General features: G+C 38.7%; 16 protein-coding genes. 7 read left to right on the top strand and 9 right to left on the bottom strand.

Going from position 1 to position 21,588, the window contains the following annotated elements:
• Positions 1-7 precede the first annotated feature (7 nt).
• The 4 genes from aroC to ABVT42_RS00735 all read right to left on the bottom strand — a co-directional run bounded on the left by aroC (position 8) and on the right by ABVT42_RS00735 (position 4,355).
• Positions 8-1,093 carry a chorismate synthase gene (aroC, locus tag ABVT42_RS00750; RefSeq protein WP_353873181.1) on the bottom strand — a complete coding sequence of 362 codons (1,086 nt, stop codon included), beginning with the start codon at positions 1,091-1,093 and terminating at the stop codon, positions 8-10.
• Between the two features lie 252 nt (positions 1,094-1,345).
• Positions 1,346-2,467: a bifunctional chorismate mutase/prephenate dehydrogenase gene (gene tyrA / locus ABVT42_RS00745; RefSeq protein WP_353873180.1), complete on the bottom strand. Its 1,122-nt coding sequence runs from the start codon at positions 2,465-2,467 to the stop codon at positions 1,346-1,348.
• An 18-nt stretch (positions 2,468-2,485) separates the two neighbouring features.
• A complete protein-coding gene (aroA, locus tag ABVT42_RS00740; RefSeq protein ID WP_353873179.1) occupies positions 2,486-3,760 on the bottom strand; it encodes a 3-phosphoshikimate 1-carboxyvinyltransferase in 1,275 nt (424 codons plus the stop codon).
• 289 nt (positions 3,761-4,049) lie between these two features.
• Positions 4,050-4,355: a DUF6122 family protein gene (locus ABVT42_RS00735; protein ID WP_353873178.1), complete on the bottom strand. Its 306-nt coding sequence runs from the start codon at positions 4,353-4,355 to the stop codon at positions 4,050-4,052.
• Between the two features lie 151 nt (positions 4,356-4,506).
• Between ABVT42_RS00735 and pabB the strand changes: the two genes are divergently transcribed.
• The 3 genes from pabB to ABVT42_RS00720 all read left to right on the top strand — a co-directional run bounded on the left by pabB (position 4,507) and on the right by ABVT42_RS00720 (position 8,247).
• Positions 4,507-6,045 (top strand): aminodeoxychorismate synthase component I, encoded by a 1,539-nt coding sequence (pabB, locus tag ABVT42_RS00730; protein WP_353873177.1) that lies wholly within the window; start codon positions 4,507-4,509, stop codon positions 6,043-6,045.
• Positions 6,046-6,127: 82 nt separating this feature from the next.
• The gene (locus tag ABVT42_RS00725; protein ID WP_353873176.1) at positions 6,128-6,823 is read left to right on the top strand and encodes an NUDIX hydrolase; all 696 of its coding nucleotides are present in this window, start codon (positions 6,128-6,130) and stop codon (positions 6,821-6,823) included.
• Between the two features lie 59 nt (positions 6,824-6,882).
• Entirely contained in the window at positions 6,883-8,247 is a 1,365-nt protein-coding gene (locus ABVT42_RS00720) for an L-serine ammonia-lyase (RefSeq protein ID WP_353873175.1), read from the top strand.
• Between the two features lie 88 nt (positions 8,248-8,335).
• Here ABVT42_RS00720 and ABVT42_RS00715 read toward each other — a convergent pair whose 3' ends face one another.
• Complete coding sequence (locus ABVT42_RS00715; RefSeq protein WP_353873174.1) at positions 8,336-9,016, bottom strand: sensor histidine kinase; 681 nt, start codon at positions 9,014-9,016, stop codon at positions 8,336-8,338.
• 178 nt (positions 9,017-9,194) lie between these two features.
• A complete protein-coding gene (locus ABVT42_RS00710) occupies positions 9,195-10,070 on the bottom strand; it encodes a universal stress protein (protein ID WP_353873173.1) in 876 nt (291 codons plus the stop codon).
• A 289-nt stretch (positions 10,071-10,359) separates the two neighbouring features.
• On the opposite strand from ABVT42_RS00710, the gene ABVT42_RS00705 reads away from it, so the two are divergent.
• From ABVT42_RS00705 to ABVT42_RS00690, 4 genes are all read left to right on the top strand, one after another.
• A complete protein-coding gene (locus tag ABVT42_RS00705) occupies positions 10,360-12,858 on the top strand; it encodes an EAL domain-containing protein (protein ID WP_353873172.1) in 2,499 nt (832 codons plus the stop codon).
• A 207-nt stretch (positions 12,859-13,065) separates the two neighbouring features.
• Positions 13,066-14,871, top strand: coding sequence for a thiamine pyrophosphate-binding protein (locus ABVT42_RS00700; protein WP_353873171.1), 1,806 nt, complete (start codon positions 13,066-13,068; stop codon positions 14,869-14,871).
• Positions 14,872-14,874: 3 nt separating this feature from the next.
• Positions 14,875-15,756: a citrate synthase family protein gene (locus ABVT42_RS00695; RefSeq protein WP_353873170.1), complete on the top strand. Its 882-nt coding sequence runs from the start codon at positions 14,875-14,877 to the stop codon at positions 15,754-15,756.
• A 260-nt stretch (positions 15,757-16,016) separates the two neighbouring features.
• On the top strand, positions 16,017-16,787 hold the full coding sequence (locus ABVT42_RS00690; RefSeq protein WP_353873169.1) for a citrate synthase family protein: 771 nt from the start codon (positions 16,017-16,019) through the stop codon (positions 16,785-16,787).
• A 24-nt stretch (positions 16,788-16,811) separates the two neighbouring features.
• On the opposite strand, the gene ABVT42_RS00685 is transcribed toward ABVT42_RS00690, so the two are convergent.
• From ABVT42_RS00685 to ABVT42_RS00675, 3 genes are all read right to left on the bottom strand, one after another.
• Positions 16,812-18,926 (bottom strand): TonB-dependent receptor plug domain-containing protein, encoded by a 2,115-nt coding sequence (locus tag ABVT42_RS00685; RefSeq protein WP_353873168.1) that lies wholly within the window; start codon positions 18,924-18,926, stop codon positions 16,812-16,814.
• Positions 18,927-19,048: 122 nt separating this feature from the next.
• Positions 19,049-20,608: a sensor histidine kinase gene (locus ABVT42_RS00680; protein ID WP_353873167.1), complete on the bottom strand. Its 1,560-nt coding sequence runs from the start codon at positions 20,606-20,608 to the stop codon at positions 19,049-19,051.
• An 8-nt stretch (positions 20,609-20,616) separates the two neighbouring features.
• Positions 20,617-21,531, bottom strand: a complete 915-nt coding sequence (locus tag ABVT42_RS00675) for an ABC transporter substrate binding protein (protein ID WP_353873166.1) — start codon at positions 21,529-21,531, stop codon at positions 20,617-20,619.
• Positions 21,532-21,588 lie beyond the last annotated feature (57 nt).

Genomic DNA, 21,588 nt, shown 5'->3' with positions numbered 1-21,588 from the left:
AGTGAAATCATGAGTGACAATAAGCCTGATGTCTTAACCAATGATCGCATAACACAATTGCCGTCATTGCATCAACAATCGGTACGGCACGAGGCAAAACGCAGGGATCATGTCGACCTCGACCGTGGTATTCAATAGCATTTCCCGAAGTATCAACCGTTTGCTGCTGCTGCATTAAAGTGGCAACCGGCTTGAATGCAACTCTAAAATAAATATCCATTCCATTTGAAATTCCGCCTTGAATGCCACCAGAATGATTAGTATGCGTTTTTATTTGGCTATTTTCATCCTGATAAAAGATATCATTATGCTGACTGCCTATGAGTTCTGTTCCTGCAAATCCAGAACCAAACTCAAACCCTTTACTGGCATTAATTGATAACATTGCTTTGGCGAGATCAGCTTCCAATTTATCAAATAGCGGTTCACCAAGTCCAATTGGCGCTCCTCGAACCACACACTTCACCACGCCACCGATGGTGTCTCCTGCTTTACGAATGGCCAGAATTTTTTCTTCCATTGCTTTAGCCGCCACCAAATCTGGGCAGCGTACTGGGTTACTTTCAATTAAAGCTTCGGTAACTTGATCAGCGTCTATTTTGGCTGAAATAGTGCCAACAGAATCTACCCACGATAAAATTTCGATATTTGCTCGTTGTAGCACTTTTAAGGCAATCGCCCCAGCAGCGACATTTGATGCAGTCGTTCGCGCCGAACTTCGGCCACCACCTGCAACATCTCTAATACCGTATTTTTGCTGGTAAGTAAAATCAGCATGACTTGGACGATATAACTTTGCAAACTCACTATAATCTTTGGATCGGTTATTATTGTTTTCAATTAACAAACTAATTGCCGTTCCAGTCGTTTTGCCATCAACAACACCGGATAATATCTTAACCTGATCGGCTTCATTACGTTGGGTGACTAATTGGCTTTGCCCTGGGCGACGTTTGTCTAAAAACGGTTGTATATCAGTCTCAGTTAAAGGTATGCCAGCGGGACACCCTTCAACCACGCAACCAATTGCAGGTCCATGAGATTCCCCCCAATTGGTAATTTTAAATAACTTTCCGAAACTATCTCCCGACATATTGCGCTCTCTTTACTGACTATCTTTAATCAGATTTTATATATCTGATTTCATTGCATCTTGATAACTGGTTGTTAAAACATGGTACTTTCAGAAAATATTTTCCAAAAGCTCGCCATTTTAATCGATATTATGAATATGTGCACAAGCCTGCCAATATTTATTCTAAAAAATATCGATACATTTTAGCATCTTTAAATTGCTTACAAATTGAGTTGAAAGTTACATTAAAGATTAAAGTAAAGTATCTAATTATCTGTTTTTAACTTGATTTGCAGCTTCCAGCATTCGCCCACTTTCATATAAGCAAACTTCAGCAAAATCTCCAAACCATTCACGAGTTGCCAGAAATGCTGTCTTAAACCCTTGCTTATCGCCTTTACTCAATAATTCCAGCATGCGCTCAAATCGAGTAACATATCGCCTCATCATCGCAATATTATCGGGGTTTGCAAATATAATCTCAGTGTACAACTCAGGGGCTTGAGCAAATAAACGCCCTACCATAGCCAATTCAAGTCGATAAATTGGCGAGCTCATCGCTAGAATATCAGTCAGACAGATGTCCTCCTGACTTAAATGAACACCATACACTGCCGTCGAAAAGTGGCGTAATACCTGCACAAATGCCATTGTTTCATCATGTTTTTGTGCATCCACCAAATAAGTCGTCGCTTGCCAGTCATTCAGTTGCTCAATCAACCATTGATACTGCTCAGCATATCGGCCCTCGCAAACCACGACAGTTTGTCCTTGAATATGTGCTAAATCTGGACCAAACATAGGGTGTAGCCCGACAACCGGTCCTTGATGAACCGATAACATTGCCGCCAGTGGCCTTGCCTTAATACTGGTTAAATCAGCTAGAATGCAATCTTGTGGTAACTGATTGAGTCGCTTAATTACTTCAACCGTTATATCAATAGGAACGGCAACAATGACCAATCGACTATTTTCAAGTTTACTGCTTGCATTAGGCCAATCTTCCGCTTCAATAATTTCAACCACATATCCTGATGCCGAAAATAACCCGACGAACAGTTTGCCAAGCTGACCTCTTCCACCAACAATAACGACCTTACACCGCAGACTTTGCTGAGCCGTTTCTTTTGTACCTTCTTCTTTACCTTCTTTTATACTTGCTATCGCGCTGACTTTTGGCTCAATTGTTTTTTGCTCTGGTATGAAGGATGTATTTAATAAATCAATATCGATCGAATCAGTATTTGCAGAAACATCTTTGGACAAAGGTAATTCATCTGGTGAAGCATCACCGATTGATTCAAGCAGCCGCTGACGCTGCTGAGTTAACAGTTCCAACTGCGCTTCAATTTCTGTTAACGAAAGCTGTTCGACCTGTTTTTGATTAAACATAATTGATTAATTGTACCTTTAATCGTCAACCAGAGTATTCACATCAATTCCTATTGCTGTCAGATATTGCCAATATTCAGGAAAAGACTTTTCAACGACTTGAGCATTATTAATTTGAATACCGGGTGTTTTAATACCCAGCAACGCAAGACTCATCGCCATACGGTGATCTTCATGTGTTTCAAATGTTGCGGCATGTGGCGAACCACCATAAATCGTTAAATAATCTTTGCCCGAGTCGACGCGAACTCCCGCTTTACGCAACTCATGTGCAGTATCTTCAATTCGGTTAGACTCTTTATAGGCCAAGTGGGCAATATTGGTAATTTTAGTAACACCATCAGTGTAACAAGCGACAGCCGCTAAAGTTTGTACCGCATCAGGCATATCTCCCATATCGACTTCAATTCCTTTGAGTTGCTGCGGACCACTAATCAGCAAATCGTTCCCCAACCGAGTGACAGTTACCCCCATTTGTTCAAGAACTTGATAAAACCGAGCTTCGCCCTGCACTGAATCAAAATCGAAATCAGCAATGGTAACCCGACCACCGCTAATTGCAGCAGCGCCCATAAAGTAACTGGCCGAAACAGCATCACCAGGAATTTGAAAGTCAATTCCATGATATTTTTGACCCGGTAAAATTTTAATTGCATGGGCCGACTGATCAACCTGAACACCCATCATTTGCATAAATCTAGTTGTCATTTCAACATAAGCACCCGATACAACTTGATTATCTAGCTGAATCGTTAACCCCTGTGGAAGTCGCGGAGCGATAATCATCAACGCACTTAAATACTGACTACTTCTACTAGCATCAATAGCGCAGGTTTCACCGATTACCGGACCGGTAATGGTTGCAGGAAGGCAATTGTTTGGAGAGTCTATTTTAACGCCCAACTCAATTAGTCCGGCAAATAATTCGAGCATCGGACGAGTGGCCATTTTAGCCGAACAGTCAATTTCAACCGGCACGCTCTCTAATGCAGCGATAGCAGAGACAAATCTAGAAAAAGTCCCACTATGCGCGGTATATAATTTAACTTTCATATCGGGTTGTTGAACACGCGGCTTAATCACTAATTCAGCAGACTGCTGCTCAAATTGATAACCAAGCTGGCGCAACCCTTCAATCGAGGTTTGAATATCATGATTATTAACCACATTTGTCAGGCGAGATTCTGACTCGGCGAGCGCACACATTAATAATAATCGATTGGCAATATATTTACTGCCCGGTAATACAACACGAGCATCGATTTGGCTCGCTCCACGGATCGCTACTTTCACTAAAATTTCTTGAATCTTAAGACAGGTAGGCTTGATTTAAACCCGTATAAAGACAAAAGTAAACGGACTTTTAACTATATAATTATATTTTATTAAGATAATCTATTTAATAGATAGAATTGTATGGCATAAACGTATACAGAATAGTCATGAATAAAATAATTATAAATAAAGGTTCAACAAATTTTACAGTAGAGTAACTTATATTTTTAGCTGGCCTGGTAAATACTAAAAGTTTTTGCATCGTCAATTTTTCATGGTACGAGTTTTTGTAAGATCGTTAATAAACTCAGAATGAAATTTTGTACCAACAATCCTGCCAGTCTAATAACATATGAATTAACAAGCCAATACCAATCTCTTTGGTTTTAGGAATAAAAATCAAAATGATATACACACCAATTGCCCAATAACTGTGCAACGGATGAAACGCAATACTGCAACGAAATGGATCATAAATAGGCGTCGCTAGCAGATGATCTAAATCCACAAGCATTGTTAAACAAAAGATTAAATAAACCCTCAGCCAATTCTTACGAAAAGCCAGTCTTGCAACAATTGCAGGAATAATAAAGTGGAGTAATATGTGTAGCATAAGAAATGCATACTACCGAAAAAGCTGATGTTTTCAAATGATTCAGTTACAATAAGCGTCATAATGTCGTGAATTCACTTGCCAGAAAATCAGCTCAATTAAATAGTCCTGCAATTGAATCTTGTCAATCATTTTTGCTATATCGTTATTCATGAATATAATTGAACTTCCTTATCTATCTCACGAACATAAGCTTCATTATTTACACCCTTTATTATCCCTGCCCTGGGCTGTGTTACTGGATAGTGCGAAAAAGCAACACAATGAAAATCAAGCCAGTCTCAATCAGTTAAGTCGATTTGATATTTTCAGTTTTGCGCCAAGCGTTAAATTAACTTTTAATGGAAAACGCTGTAAAATTGAAGCGCCATTTGATTACCAACAACTTGGTGAAACCAAGACTCCCCAGCCCTGTTTAAATCAACCCGATAAGACTGAGCAGGTAAAAAAGTTAGCGTTATTAAATCTCAGCGATCCATTAGATTGCATGAGAAAAATTCTTCAATTATTCAAACCAGCCTATGTAAATATGCTGAAAAGTAACGAGTATAGTACTAAGCCAAGCAGCGATACGAATCCACAAAAGGTTGATATGCCTTTTTGTGGTGGCTGGCTAGGTTACATTAGTTATGATTTTGCTCGTTCTCTCGAGCGTTTACCAAACATTGCCAGGGATGATATTCAGTTACCGCAGATACAAATGGGGTTATATCAATGGGCATTAATCACTGATCATAGAAACCGTCGAACTCGACTCCATAATTTTGGGTTGGACAATGAGCAATGGTGTGCAATTGTCGATAAAGTTACGCAACAGCTTAAGCCAAGTAATCCCCCCTTGACACAACTCCCCAAGTTCAATATTACGGCTTCCTGGCAAAGCAATACATCAAAACAAGAATACACGACTGCTTTTCAAAAAATCCAGGATTACATTCAGGCCGGTGATTGTTATCAAGTCAATTATGCCCAGCAGTTTTCAACTCAATTTAACGGTAATCCGGTTACCGCTTATGCAAAGTTAACCAAGGCAAATCAAGCGCCTTTTTCCGCATACCTTAATTATGTTGATCACCAAATTTTATGCCTATCACCAGAGCGATTTATTGAATCCAGGCAGCGCTGCGTGAAAACACAACCAATTAAAGGCACTCGCCCACGCCATCCCGATCCCCAAATTGATGCTCGCCTCAAATCAGAATTAATACATAGTGAAAAAGATAAAACAGAAAATTTAATGATTGTTGACTTATTACGCAATGACTTAAGTCGAACAGCAGCCAAGGCAAGTGTCAAAGTCGAAGAACTTTACCAACATTATCAATTTGAATCGGTGCACCACTTAATTTCAACGATCACTGCCAAACTGGCAGAGCGTTTTGATGAATTTGATCTTTTAAAAACGACGCTGCCGGGGGGCTCAATTACGGGCGCGCCAAAAATCAGAGCAATGGAGATTATTGAAGAACTTGAACCCGCAAGGCGTAATTTATATTGTGGGATTATTGGCTATATTGATTTTAATGCACATATGGATACCAATATTTGTATACGTACTATTATCGCCAAAAATCAAAAATTATTTTGTTGGGCTGGTGGCGGGCTGGTCGCTGACTCAGAATTAAACACCGAATACCAAGAAACCTATGACAAACTCGCCAAAATATTACCAATACTGACTCCAAACTAAGTTGATTCTGTTAAACTTTAGTTAGCTAGACTTTACCTGACAATTTTAGGGGTTAAAACCATACATCACGCTATCAAACACTATGCTCATACATCGGATTAAAGATCAATTACTACCATTCGAAGATAATCATGCGAATAAACATCATTATGTTGAGAATATTTCAGCAGATAAATCAGCTTCATATAATCAATCTGACGTAATAGCTAACAGATTAATTGAGCAACAATCTCAACCTTTAAAATCTGCAGCAGTTTTAGTTCCTTTGATCGAGCATAGAAGAGAGAATCCAGAAAGAAAAACGAATAATATGGCACTTTGTTTTGATGTATTACTCACCCGTCGCGCCGCTCACCTGAAACACCATCCGAGTCAAATTAGCTTTCCTGGTGGACGTTTAGAGTCAATTGATAGCGATCTACGAGATACTGCCTTGAGAGAAACATTCGAAGAAATTGGTATTCCCGCAGAAAAAATCAGGTTACTCGGCCGCTTACCCTCTCAACACACAACATCCCAATTTAGTATTACGCCATTTGTCGGAGTTATTGATAAAGATTATAGCATCATTCCAGATGAGAATGAGGTTGAAGAAGTGTTTACTGTTCCGCTAGATTTTATTACACAAGAATCTAACCAAGAACTGCACGAAGATTTTTTTAACGGACGAAAAATCAGCTACTATGTTATACGATATAAGCATTATAATATTTGGGGGGCAACTGCTAGAATTCTAGTTAACTTTGCTCGTCGAATTACACGTGCAAACGACACGTAACAAGCAACATAAAATAATAATATAAAAATCAAATTTACTAGACTATTTGAGGTGAAACTTTGGCTGTTTCAGTTTTTGATTTATTTACCGTGGGTATTGGTCCTTCAAGTTCACATACTGTTGGACCTATGCGTGCTGCTAGGCGATTTATAAAGAAAGCGATTGCACAAAAAAAACCAATCGTAAAAGTGAAGTCTGAACTTTATGGTTCTTTGGGCTATACCGGAAAAGGACATGGTAGTGATGTTGCCATCTTATTGGGACTCGAAGGTGAAAAACCCGATACAGTCGATACAGACTCTGTTCCAGCACGAATCGAGCACATAAAAACCAGTCAGGTTATTAACCTTTTCGGCAAACAAACCATTCCTTTTAATTATGATAAGGATATAATTTTTAACCGTCGTAAATCTCTCCCCTTTCATGCCAATGGAATGAAATTTACCGCTATTGGTGAAGAGGGAGAAATAATTCTCGAAAAAATTTATTACTCCGTTGGTGGTGGTTTTATTGTTGGTGAAGAAACCGATCCGAAACCCATTCAACAAGCCCATTTACAACTGCCTTATGACTTTCAATCGGGTGAGCAATTATTGCAAATTGTCAAAGAAACCGGCATGAGCATCAGCAGTATCATGATGGAAAATGAGAAGCATTGGCGAACTGAAGATGAGATCAATGCTGGACTGGATAAAATCTGGGATACCATGAATGCGTGTATTGAAAAAGGCATGCGTAAAGAAGGCGTATTACCCGGCGGTTATAAAGTAAGACGCCGTGCCGCTTCTCTCCATCGTAGACTAACCGCTGGCAAAGCAGAATCCGATCCCTTATCAGCAATGGACTGGGTTAATCTATACGCACTTTCAGTGAACGAAGAAAATGCTGCGGGTGGTCGAGTAGTAACAGCGCCAACAAATGGAGCAGCGGGAATAATTCCAGCCGTTATCAAATATTTTATTCATTACTATCAACCGAGTAGCCGAGAAAGTATTCGCCGTTTCTTACTTGCATCTGCGGCAATAGGTATTTTATACAAACTAAACGCATCCATCTCTGGTGCTGAAGTGGGTTGTCAGGGAGAAGTCGGTGTTGCCTGTTCAATGGCAGCCGGCGGTTTAACAGAAGCCTTAGGCGGAACAGCTAAGCAAGTAGAATGTGCCGCAGAAATTGGTATGGAACATAACTTGGGTTTAACCTGTGATCCGGTTGGCGGTTTAGTTCAGGTTCCTTGTATTGAACGAAATGCTATGGGTGCAGTTAAAGCGATTAATGCATCAAGATTGGCACTACAAGGCGATGGCGAACAAAAAGTTTCACTTGATAAAGTAATAAAAACCATGCGTGAAACGGGTGCAGACATGAAGACTAAATATAAAGAAACAGCTCGAGGCGGATTGGCAGTCAATATTATTGAGTGTTAAATTAAAAATAATCCGTAAAAATATCAAATAAAAAAGGGAAATCGTTTTCCCTTTTTTATTAACCAAATTAGTTGTATACGAATTGTTATTACCGTTCCAATATTGGTATTTTTATAATAAATCCTTTTTTATCCTGCCACTCAATTTCACCATTCATTTGCTCTAAAAAACCTTTGACCACTGCAAGCCCAACATCTTTCGTGCCTTGTATATAACGACTCGAATAAAAAGGTAAAAATAATTGTTGCTGTTGAACCTCGGTTAAATCGACACTTGGCGAGTAAAATGTCACTATTGCTCGTGCATCCTGCAAGATTATTTTTACAGCGAGTGTCTTTTCAGTTGAAAGGTTATCACAAAACTCATAAAGAACATTCAGACAGTAATTAAACCATTCGGCTTCGGTAGTAATGAGACAACTTTGCTCACCAATCTGGTTTTGAAATTCAATGTGCTTTTCATTTGCAAATTGCACAAGTAGCTCTATCAGATTTCTTGGTGCTAGGTTTACTTGTAACCGGCCAATCGACGAAAGAAGCTGTTTACCAAAATGAACCCCCTGATTTCCCGATTCTAAAGAGGCTTCTAATTGAGCTTTCAAATTTTGCTGTGGACAATCTAGTAAAGCTAACTCAGTAAATCCCATCATACCCGATAGAAAATTATTATAGGCATGTACTATTAGCCCGGTAATATCCTCAAAATTAGCACCTTTGTCATTCACACTTTGCTGCTGAGCGCTGATTTCCTTTGATTCCTGTTTCAACATCAGTTAGTTCCTCAAAAATTGTATCCTCAAATTTCAGACAGGTAAAGCCACGGACACAAATATCAATTTAATCATAGACTGTTTAGCAACGGGCGCTAAGCGTTAATTTTACAATACGATTGAGTAGAATAACAAAAACGGGAGTATGTACTCCCGTTTGCTAAATTAAGTCTGTGACTTATTTTACAACGACAACATCAGCAGCAACTTTATGAAGTACATTCTCAGCGGTATTCCCCATTAAACGTCCGCGTAAGCTGGCACGAGTTTTGTTACCGATGATTACCGCATCAGCGCTGATTTTTTCAGCAATGCGACAAATCTCTTTATCCGGCTTACCTGATACCAAATGCAACTGCTCACGTTTAAGCCCAGCATCCTCAACCAGCTTACGGATTACCGGGTCTAACGAGTCTTTCATCTTTCTTTCGTATTCAACTGGGTCAATGAGATCCAAGTCGGCCAAGGCTTTAGGGATTGCGATTGAGTAACATGCATGCACATCACTATTGGTTGCTTCCGCCAGCTTAAATGTCTGATTCAAAATATCTTCATTTAAACGATGCGTTCGCGAATTATCTGATCCTAAGTCTAGTGCGGCTAATAAAATGCCACCCTCCTTCCACTCATGGTCACCAACAATCATGACCGTCTCAGGACAATGACGCATTAATTGCCAGTCAGATGGTGTATACATGAAAGCCTCTGAACGATGCCCAGATTTAAAAACCATATCAAATGATTTTTGAGAGCAACGTGAAATAACCCAACGCTCAAATGCTCTTTCCCAAACCACATCGGTTCTTACCTTAACATTACCCAAATCTTGAGTAGCTAAAAACTTGTCAATCTCTGCTTGTTTTTGATCGGTATACTTTCTATGCACTTTCCGTTTTTCTTCATGTGTCAGTATTTCTGAACTATCAACCCCAGGCGCATGTACGAAACCAACAAACTCAATTGTCGCACCGGTATTTTTTGCAACTTCCAGTGCATGGCGGAATGCATTCTGCTTCCCTTTCTTCCTATCGGCAATTACTAATAATTCACGCATTGTGTACTCCAAGAGTTGGTTAATAAACATTCGAACCGGATTTTAACAATAAATTCTATAATTTTCATAAAAGAATTAGGATTTTTTCTTATATTAAAATAACCTTTAAATTTTTTGTTGAATAATCTTATGTTAATCTAATCTTACACGGCAAAACGGACAAACGGACAAACGGACATAAGTCCGCGATTTACTTATATTATGGTTTATACTAAAGGGTAATTTTAACTCTAATTAAGACTCCAATATTATTTTATAGGGAACGCATAAATGATAATAACGAGGTAGTATGTCTCAAAAGATTTCGACTAAAACGCTTTTGTTGGTTAATTCTAGCATTGAACGATTGAATATTCTGGAGTCTTTGTTAACTAAGGGTACTGATTTTAAAATTATCACCGCAAGCGATGCAACCAAGGCGATAGATATTCTGCGTCATGAGAATATCGAAATCATCATCAGCAATATCCAAATTGGAGATATGGACGGCTGGCGTCTTGCCAGGCTAGTGCGTTCTGACATATTGCGTTGTCCACGTGAAACTCCGTATATCATTGTCGCCAATACCTGGTGTGAGCATATTGCCAATACCACCGCCCGAGAGTTTGGCATCAATCGCTTGATCGCATTTGAGCAACGCGAACAATTAATCGATATTATTAATATGCAGCAACGCGGCAAACTTGAGGTAGTCCCCAAAGCGCCGTTGTTGGTGATTGAAGATAATCCCGATACCAAGCACTTAGTCAGTCGCATTTTAAGCCACCGCTTTTCGGTTGATGCTGCCGATGATGGCGAAACAGGAATAAAACTTTGGCATCAAAAAGATTATGCGTTGATTTTGTTGGATGTGATGTTACCAGGTATGACTGGCAATCAGGTTCTTAAATATATTTTACAGCAAAAACCCAATCAATCAGTGGTCATTATGACAGCGAACCATACGATTGAATTAGCAGAAGAACTAATGCTCGCCGGTGCGGCAGATTTCATAACCAAACCCTTTCGTGCCGAAGAACTGCGCCGAGCCTGTGAAAGTGCAGCCAGACGCGAAGACTTTATGGTTAGCAACGCCCAGTTTGCCTCAAAAGTAAAATCGCTCAATCAGAGTCGAGCAGAATACAAACGCTTATCAGAAGCTCATCAACACTTACTCGATCAACTCGGTAGCGTCGTCATCGAGCTTAATACACAAGGTAAGATTTGTTTTCTTAATCGAGCCTGGGAAAAACTCACGGGATACAAAATTAAAGAAAGCCACAACAAACCTTTACTCGACTTTATTCAGATTTCTGATTTGCCAGGCAACTATATTTCTAATGAATTGTTCACGCTCCTCTCTGGAAAAGTTTCCTCACATCGATTTGAGTTTCAACTGAAGAATAAATTTTCTGAGGAGCTTTGGGTTGAAGCTCGCTTTGAAATTGCTATTGATGATCAACAAAACAGTCGCACTATTTCAGGCACTATCGATAATATTACTGCACGAAAAAAAGCACAACGTGATCTGGAATATATGGCCATGCATGATGGGCTAACCGGACTGTTTAACCGACACTTTTTTGAAACAGAGCTCAAGCAATTCGCCGCTACTGCCAGCCGCGGCAATGGTCCCCATGCATTACTTTATTTAGATTTAGATCACTTTAAAGTTATCAATGATACATTGGGACATCATCAAGGCGACATCGTCTTAAAAAGCATCGCATCACTTATTTCAACACGGCTTCGAGAGTCAGATACTTTAGCTCGAATTGGAGGAGATGAGTTTGCCTTGCTGTTACCAAATACCAACCAGCAAACTGCACTGATAATTGCGAATGATATCTGTAAACTACTTAGCAATTATCGATGCAATCTCGAAGATCAGGTTTTTCAAGTTAACTGCTCGATTGGTATTGCTGAAATTAATGGCAAAGAGCCCAGTGCCAATGAATACATGAAGCAAGCTGATATTGCACTTTATGCAGCAAAAAAACAAGGACGAAACCTCGCTCACATTTATGACAAAAATGACATACACAGTAATGATCTACAAAACAGTTTGGACTGGGCAAGAAAATTACACCAGGCAGTTGCCCAAGATAATTTGCTACTTTATTTTCAACCCATATTCGAATTAAATACGCGTGAGGTGCATTACTATGAAGCATTAGTTAGATTAGAGCTCGATGGCAAAATAGTAACACCCGGTGAATTTATTCCTGCTCTTGAACGTGAAGGTGACATGAGTTTGCTGGACCATCAAGTTATCAACAAGGCAATAAAGTATCTAAGTGAATATCCGCAGCTGGGCAAAATATCGATTAATTTGTCTGCGCAAGGCTTTAGTGATGAACGCCTAGTACCACTAATTAAAGATACCATTAAACAATATCAAGTGAATGCCGCTAATATTATTTTTGAATTAACAGAAAGTGCCAGTTTAAGTAACATTCGGGCAACCCGACAAATTGTTTCTGCTATTCGTCGATTAGGCTGCGAGTTTTCTATTGATGACTTTGGTACTGGTTTTAGCACTTTCAATTATATCAAACAACTTCCCGCACAATCTGTAAAAATAGACGGTTCATTTATTATTGATTTAATTTCAAATCCAGTAGACCTGGCTTTAGTTAAAGCGATTTATGAAGTGGCTTCAGCACTCAATAAAAAAACTGTTGCTGAGTTTGTAGAAAATGAAGAAACCTTTTTATTATTAAAATCTATCGGTGTTACTTATGCACAAGGATACCATCTCGGACAACCTAAACCGATCGAAGTTTTATTTAAGCAAGAATTAATGTAAGTAATGCTAAATTATTTAATATTAAATTAGAAAAATAAAACAACACTCAAATAAATAACTGCTTCACATTTACAATATTATTTTCAGTTAAAAAAACATAATTTGTTGACATAACTTCAAATAGTATTTGTTATTTGACTAAAAAACAGTCTAAAATGGCGCCCCTTTAATCCACGCACTGATAACTAAAACCTTAAGAGGTGATGTATGAAGTTATCGTTGGTTTCAAGAAAGACGAATCAAACAAATTTTCAACCAAAAAAAAACTGGGATAACGCCGATTTAATTATTGAATATTTAAATCTTTTAGGCGTCGAATATGTTTTTGGTGTACCTGGTGGCGCAATCGAACCATTTTATAACGCGCTAGCAAGATATAAAAATAAAGGCCCTAAAATAATTGTTGCTCGTCATGAAGCGGGAGCTGCATTTATGGCCGAAGGCTATGCGCGAGAAACTGGAAAAATTGGTGTTTGCTGTGCGACCACAGGTCCTGGTGCAACTAACTTGTTAACGGGCGTTGCATCTGCTTATGCTGATAATATTCCGATACTTGTCATTACCGCACAAACACCTCTCCCTAAATTTGGTCGTAATGCTTTGCAAGAATCTTCGTGCACGGCAATCGATACTGTTGGAATTTTTCGTCATTGCACGCGCTACAATACGTTGGTTTCTCATACAGAACAATTAACCGCAAAATTAATTTCTGCAATCACCGCTGCTTATCGAGTACCATCGGGTCCGGCACACATTTCTATACCTTCAGATATTTTAAGAACACCGGCGAGTACTTTTGAATTAACTCAAGCTGATAATTTAGTACACGACTTTGCACTTACTGATAATGTTGCGGTGGCTAAACTACTGGATATGCTCAAGCAGTCAAAACGCGTTGCACTTTATTTGGGACGTGGTTGTGGTGCAGCCATCGAACAAATCATGGAGTTTGCTGAATTAACTCGTTCTCCTATTATCACCGGTCCTGCTGGAAAACGCTGGATAAATGGTTTCCACCCTTTATATCGTGGTGTGTTTGGATTTGCCGGTCATCAAAGTGCAGAGCAAACCATTAGAGATAAAACAATTGATTTGCTTCTTGCTATTGGTACACCGATTACTGAGCTTGGCACAGGCGGCTGGCAGTCGGACTTATTAAACAGCAAACTGGTACATATTGATCCGAATATTGAACATTTTTCTCGCTCACCAATGGCCAGATTACATGTTTGTGGTGATCTCAAATTAATCTTTGAGCAACTTAACAGCGATATAATTTTAGGTCTAAAGTGGGGGCGAAAATGGGATGCACCGGATCCGGTTAAACAAAATTTTCTCGATCACCATATTCCAAGTAATGATCATGGTTTTCAAATCCGGCTAAACGATCCCGCATCTTGCTACTCAAATAGCTTACCGCTAAAGCCACAAAAAGTAGTCACTAAATTTGCAAAAAAAATTCCAAATTATTTTCGGGTTCATATTGATGCTGGTAATGCCTGGGCTTGGTTTACCCATTATTTTCACCGCGCAAGCGCAAAGGGAAATTACCACATTGCAATGGGCTTTGGTTCGATGGGATGGGCTATTGGCGCAGCTATCGGTAACTGTTTAGGCAGTGGACGAAAACCTGCAGTTTGTATCACGGGTGATGGCAGCTACTTAATGGCCGGTCAGGAAATTACTGTTGCACTTCAACATAAACTTCCAGTTATCTATGTTGTTTTAAATGATAGCGCGTTAGGCATGGTCAAACATGGACAAAAACTCGGAAAAGCGGAAGAAATCGGTTTTGAGTTACCACAAATTAATTTTGCCAGACTAGCTGAAGCAATGGGCGTACCAGCAATGACGATTACCAGTCCAACAGAACTTGATAATATAGACTGGGAATATCTAGGTAAAAGAGAAGGTCCAACATTAATAGATCTGATTATCGATCCAAATGAAGTTCCGCCAATGGGACAGAGAGTTAAAGGTTTGGCCGACAGCTCCGCAACGCCTGGAGGTTAAATCGTGCAAACCAATAAAACCATCATCACCTCTTCTATTTGGTATGAACAAGCTGATGAACAAAGCGAATTTCAACCCAAAAGTATTTCTTGTATGGGCTATGATATTGTCAATCAGATATTACCGAATGCAACTTGGATAGAGTATTTATTTTTATTAATTTCTGGCAAACGTGCCGAGCCCCAAGAAAAACTACTCCTAGAAAAACTTTCACTAATTTTATGCAATCCAGGTTTAAGAGATTTTGGCGTACGCGCAGCAATGAATGCCGGCGTGGGTAAAGCGCCAGCATCTTCAATTCTTATCTCGGGTATAAGCTGTAGTGCAGGACAATTTTATGGTTCTCAAGAAGTCTCACTCTGTATGCAGTGGATGAAAGCAAGCGTCAAACTATCTGACGCTGAGTCCTCAGATGGCAAAACCTCTGATTTTGAGCCTTTGAGTTTTATAAATGCGCTCAAGAAACTGGATAAAAAAGAAGTTTTACCCGATATTAAACACCCGCCAGGGTTTGATATACACTTTGAAAAAACCTCTCCGTTTGTACTTGAGTGCCTCCAATTTTTAACTAAAGCCGTATCATCCTCTTACTTAAATGGGCTAGAGGAACACCGTGAAACCATTGAATCAACAGCAGGTTATCCAATTTCTTTAATCTGTGTTTTAGCTGCTGGTTTTTGTGATTTGGGATTAACCGAAGAACAATGCGAATATTTATTTTTAATTTTACGTTTACCAGGCATCGCTGCTCACGCTTTAGAACAAAAAGAGCTTGGCTGGAAAAAGTTTCCTTTTTTTGCTGATACAGTAAAATTTACTCAAGAAGAAAAACCAACAAAACTACCTGACATTTCTCAATTGGTGAAGCATTATGTAAATGATTAACTTTACCATTTTTATGAATAATTAATTAACTCAGCAAACCAATCATGTTCAAGTTTTCAAAAAGGATTGCTGTAAATTAAAGACTACTATTTAAAGTGATAGCCATGTTGAGAAATTAGTTATTCTTATTTGCCAGATTGAATCATAAGCAAGTTACTCAATTAAAATGTTGAGCATTTGTAATATTGTTCGATATTTTTTAATTTATATTATTTATATTTTTATCCGCTATGTTATCTAAAAATTTCAAACTGAACCAATTGCACACACACTACCCTACTGACTCTGGTTATGCCTATTTAAGTGAAAAGTCTATTTTTAGAGAAAAAGACTTGCATAATGACTTTACATCTGAGAGTTGGTTTGAACTAAATTTATATGGAATAACGGGGCGTGAATTTACAGAAGTTCAACTAAAAATTTTAAACTATATTTGGAGAAGCACTAGCTACTCAGATATTCGAATCTGGCCCAATCGCATTGCAGCTCTTGCGGGTACCACACGTAGTACGGCATTGATGTCAATTGTTGGCGGATTATCTTCGTGTGATGCTGAGTTATTCGTTACTCAGCCATTAGTGAATTGTTTGGTTATGTATCAAAAAATGGAAAAGTTATTAACTATTCATGGACAGTCATTAGAATTTCTAATACAACAGAAACTCGACAGCAACGAAACAATTTTCGGCTTTGGACGTCCGATTACTTCAGTTGATGAGCGCGTCCCACACTTTGTTAGCTATTTAAACCGGCTTGGCTGTGACAAAGGCTTTCATTTCAAACTCGCTTTTAAAATTGAAGCAATTTTAAAAGCAAAAAAAAATATTCAAATGAATATTGCCGCACTTTATTCCGCAGTATTAGCAGACTTAGAGTTTAACAAAACTGAATTGAGCTTATTTGTTTCCTTATTAGTTGTTGCGGGTATGCCTCCTTGTTATCTCGATGCACAAAAAAAACCACCGGGAACATTTTTACCTATCAAGTGCAGCGACATCAATTTTGTTGGAGAAAAAGACAAATCCTGGTAGCTCAACATTAACAAATGAATAAACTTAATACTGCAGACTGGCCCGTAAATAAACAGCTCGCCCCGCTTGGGGCAAATCATTTGGAATCTGAATTTGTCCGAGCGTTGTCGATGCGCCACTCGGCTCACAAATTTCTTCATCAAATAAGTTAGCAACAATAAATTCAATCAAAAAATTATCAGCACTTTGATAGCTAGTTACCATATTGAATTGTAAATAATCCTGTAAGTCTTCTCGCGGATCCGTTGGCATTCGCTCTCGCTCACCAATATAAAACAACTGACCATTCCATTTCCATTTATCAGCTATATGCCAATCGGCATTTAAATAAAATTGAATATCAGGATAATCAGGCACTTTGCTATCGAGTAACTTATCTTTTGCATTGACATAAGCAATGTTCGCTGAAATATCAAAGCTCTCGGACCAGTGATAGTTTAAGCCCGACTCGAACCCTTTGCCTGAGCGTTTTCCGATGTTTTGTGCAGTTGCTGTAACACCGTTTTCATCCAAAATAAAAGTAATGAAATCTTCAATTTCATAATGGTACAAATTAAAATCTAAAGAAAGCTCTGGTGAGTAATTATAGTTAAATGCCACCTCCAGCGTATCGATTGTTTCAGGCTTTATTGTTGGATTGCCAAGCGCGATAGGATTGTTAACAACCAAAGATTCAGCAAATGCCGGCGCTCTAAATGCTTTGCCATAGAGAAATTTAGTGGTCAAATTTAAACTGGAAGACCAGACCAATGCAATACGCGGATTAATGGTTGAACCAAAGTCAGTGTAATGATCATATCGGGCACCAGCCGTTAACTCCCAGTCTGGCGCAATCTGACTAATCAACTGTGTATAAAAGAAATGACTTTCTCTGTCGGCCTCTGGCATGTAAACTTCTGCCGTATCAGAAACATCTTCAATACCACCTGGGCGCGGCGAAAAGTCTGGATAAAAGTTTTTCTCTTCAACAACCTTATACAGGTTTTGCCGATCATATCCTGCACCAAATGAAATTTCTGTTTGATTAAATTGACGATAAGTTGCCGTTAAAGTCGCATGAGTGGTTTCTTCTTCCCACCCAGGATTACCGATAAATCCATCGGGAAAAGACCCGAAAAAAGCGCCAGGAGGAAATAACACCATATCTTTCTCGATTTCCTGACTTGAACCATAATAGGAAATATTTCCACCTAAACTAAACTGAGGCAAAACCTCTACCTCATTAAGTGAGATCTTGAAAATTTTCTTGTAATTACCCAAACGCCCTATTTTGTCTAACGCTTCTGTTCCACCTTGCCCGGTTCCTATATCACTACGCTTTTGCAACCCGGCTTGAAGATTTACCCAAGTGTTATTGGCAGACATCCAAATATCCAAAGCTTCAAAACTGGTGGCAAGAAATCCTGGCGCTTGTGAAGCTGCCGGCAAATTTAACGTTGCCGCAACACGGTCAAAAATTGTTTGTGTGTCTTCTTCAATCAACCCCTCAAAGCCTTTACTCTTTATATACTCAGTAGTAAGCGCAAAATTCCAGTCAGCGAGTGTAAACTGATTGTTACTCCAAATATTTTTTGTGTTAAAGCTACCGTACATGATACCAGCTTCATTATTAAAGGGCTCTTCACTACCTTTGGTTATAATATTTATGACACCAGAAAAAGCATCCGCACCATACAGCGCCGAACCGGGCCCACGAATAATTTCGATACGTTCAATACCGTGAATTGGAAATTGTCCCCAAACAGTATGGTTATCGCCACGAACAACACTTTTTGTCGATACGCCATTTATCATAATCAAGGTTTGTGGATTAAAAGTAGAAGTAATACCACGAAACCAAAACTCGGGAACAAAGTTTTGCCCGCTGCGGGATACATGAAGTCCAGGAACTTGCTCCAGTACTTCGGCTAAATTAGTTGCCCCAATTCTGCGGATATCTTTTGCAGTTATCACAGAGGCAACAGCAGGCGCTTTACTAATTGATTTTTTACTTCCTGTAGCAATACTCACAAACTCTTCGTCACCATAAAAGTCAGCCAGATCATATTCGTTCTCTGACACTTCCTGAGCAGAACTTATGGGAGATAAAATAAAATGAATAAACAAAAATAGGATCAATGAACGAGGTTTTGCAGTCATATTAAATACCTGTTATTTTGTTTTTGAGTGTTTGGTATGACTTACCCTAAATTAGTAATTCTAGTCTAATTTAGTTTTTTCACAAGTAAGCCTATTAATTAAACATCAATATTTTTTAAGTCTTACAATTTTGATTCATCAGTAATAATGGGCAATCTGACACGAAATGTTGTTCCAACCTTAAGCTCACTTTCAACATGGATTGTGGCATTCATTAAATCACAAAAATTTTTAGTAATTGCCATTCCAAGTCCGGTTCCTTCAAATTTACGTGTTTGTGCACCATCAACTTGAGTAAACTCTTCAAATATAAATTCCAGTTGTTCTTCCGCAATTCCAATACCGGTATCTTTAACCGAAAAATACAGATAATTTATATCACTGTAAATTTCAAAAATAACTTCTCCATTTTTGGTAAATTTACATGCATTACTCAGCAGGTTAAGGAAGATTTGCAACATTTTCTGTCGGTCCAACAATAACTTTTCAGGTAGTTCACCACGAACTAGTCGCAGTTTGTTGTCATTTGCCTCAGCCATAGGTTGTATGGTTTCAATTGTATCATTGACTAAATATTCCATATCAACGGCTTGTAAATACAAGTCCATTTTACCGGCTTCAATTTTTGCAAGATCGAGGATATTGTTAATCAGTCCAAGTAAGTGATGTGCGCTGCGAATAGCTTTTGCTAAATCCTCTGCTTGTGCATCCATTCCTTCCAGTTCGATTTCTTCTTTAACAAGATCGGTGTATCCAATTATCGCTTGCAGTGGCGTTCTTAATTCATGGCTGATATTGGCTAAAAATTCAGACTTATGTCGGTTTGCTGTTAATGCGGTATCACGTGCGACTCTCAACTCTTGAGTTCTGATTTCAACTTCAGATTCTAGATTATTTCGATGCTTTTCTAATTCGATATTAGTTTGCTCAAGACGCTCCATCATTTGATTGAAGACCTCTGCCATTTGTCTAATTTCGGCTGCCCCACTAACTTCTGCTCGCAAATATTCAGCAGAATCCCTCGCTGACTCCATTGTTTTAGACAAACCACTAATTGGTCGAGTCAAGCGATTAAGACCTAAGCTCATAAATACAGCTAACACTGAAGCAATAATAATACTGGTTAATATATTGCTGACCAAAATCGATTGCTGAATTTCTCGTAAACTTCGCTTATTATATTTGACCAAAACATAACCAATTTTTTGTCGATTGATTGCTTCTTCATCTGGCTCAACAGTATCTACATCGAAACGATCATCCTCAAAATAAACGGGCGCAGCAAAGGTCCAGGAGGATTCCGCATCTTCAATTAATATAGGGTGTTCGGTAATCTTTTTATGTTCAAAATCCAGTCGGTCTTTTACATTTTTAGCTGAAGTCACCAAAATATTATCTTGTGAATCAAACACCGCAACAGCGATAACCGACTCGAAACCAGTTGCTCTATCAACCGCTTCTCTAGCATTTTCTTCACTCCCTGTTAACAATGCTAAAACCGTTTGATCTGCAAAGTTTCGCGTCACCTGCAAGCCATTTTCAATGATTGAATTTTCAACTTTGATACTGGTTTGCCACGCAGTAATTAGTGACGTCGTTATCACCAGGATTACAACACTCAGTAACAAAAATCCTAAAAGCTGGCGTTTTAAAGGAGATTGATTACCAAATGATTTAAACATTTCTTCACCTACTCCGGAAAAGTCAGTTTAAACTGTTTTTGCTGGTCACTTGAATATTTTAACCCCAAGTGTGCAGCCGTTCTTATATTGACCGCCAGCTGTAATGAATCGAGTACCGCAAATTTTGGTGTGTCAGGTGCCGCAGCAACCGAATTGACCATTTTAGACAATTGTTGCCCAAGCAGGTAATTATCTGGATATGTTGAAAATAAAGCCCCTCGCTTAGCATGGGATGGTTTACTTGAAAAAACGACAATTTCTTTCGACCAAGCTTTTTCAAGGATGAGAGGCAAAATCACCTTATCATGTGAAGTTACCCTATCTAACGGTAACCAAATAGAATCTTGTGACGAGTCTAGCGAACCGAATAATTGGTTATAATATTGAATCGCTTCTGCTGTCTGATTAATGAGTTTAGCTTTTAAAACTAAATTTTTCTTTTTTGCTGCAGCCTCTGCTAAGTCAATCATCCATTGGTTTTCACTGCTGAAAGCAACATGAACATTTTTTACTGCGGGGGCAACGGTATTTAAATACTCAAATAATTTTATTGGATCAGCAATCAAACTTATCCCATCAATGCTTCCCGGAGGAATCGGCAACGCACCAGAAATAACATGAATATTTTCAGGTAATTGTCTAGCTAATTTTATTCCCAGTCGACCTAACACAATAACTTTATTAATCTCCTTTTGTACGAGCTCCTTGGTAATTGAGGCGGCAACATAATCTTTCGATAATTCGACAACTAAAATATCTTGCTGACTACTTTCAATACCAGTGATAATTTCTTGATAAATTGATTGATAGGGTTCTTTGCTTTGCGGATAAAATACGGCGATTTTATTATTCGCAGCAAATAGCGGGCTTTCCCCCGAAAACCAGACAATACAAATAATTATAATTTTTTTAATAATTGGCAATAACAAACTTCCTGTAATTTACCGTTTTTAATAACTTATCAGTATACATTTTATAGT

Source organism: Aliikangiella maris, assembly GCF_040719265.1.
Lineage (GTDB): Bacteria > Pseudomonadota > Gammaproteobacteria > Enterobacterales > Kangiellaceae > Aliikangiella > Aliikangiella maris.
This window is presented reverse-complemented; position numbering and strand designations above follow the sequence as displayed.

Coding starts and splice junctions, on each gene's coding strand:
- ABVT42_RS00700 (WP_353873171.1), top strand. CDS start 13,066: ATGAAGTTATCGTTGGTTTCAAGAAAGACGAATCAAACAAATTTTCAA.
- ABVT42_RS00715 (WP_353873174.1), bottom strand. CDS start 9,016: ATGTTGAAACAGGAATCAAAGGAAATCAGCGCTCAGCAGCAAAGTGTG.
- ABVT42_RS00680 (WP_353873167.1), bottom strand. CDS start 20,608: ATGTTTAAATCATTTGGTAATCAATCTCCTTTAAAACGCCAGCTTTTA.
- aroC (WP_353873181.1), bottom strand. CDS start 1,093: ATGTCGGGAGATAGTTTCGGAAAGTTATTTAAAATTACCAATTGGGGG.
- ABVT42_RS00685 (WP_353873168.1), bottom strand. CDS start 18,926: ATGACTGCAAAACCTCGTTCATTGATCCTATTTTTGTTTATTCATTTT.
- ABVT42_RS00725 (WP_353873176.1), top strand. CDS start 6,128: ATGCTCATACATCGGATTAAAGATCAATTACTACCATTCGAAGATAAT.
- pabB (WP_353873177.1), top strand. CDS start 4,507: ATGAATATAATTGAACTTCCTTATCTATCTCACGAACATAAGCTTCAT.
- ABVT42_RS00705 (WP_353873172.1), top strand. CDS start 10,360: ATGTCTCAAAAGATTTCGACTAAAACGCTTTTGTTGGTTAATTCTAGC.
- tyrA (WP_353873180.1), bottom strand. CDS start 2,467: ATGTTTAATCAAAAACAGGTCGAACAGCTTTCGTTAACAGAAATTGAA.
- ABVT42_RS00735 (WP_353873178.1), bottom strand. CDS start 4,355: ATGCTACACATATTACTCCACTTTATTATTCCTGCAATTGTTGCAAGA.
- ABVT42_RS00710 (WP_353873173.1), bottom strand. CDS start 10,070: ATGCGTGAATTATTAGTAATTGCCGATAGGAAGAAAGGGAAGCAGAAT.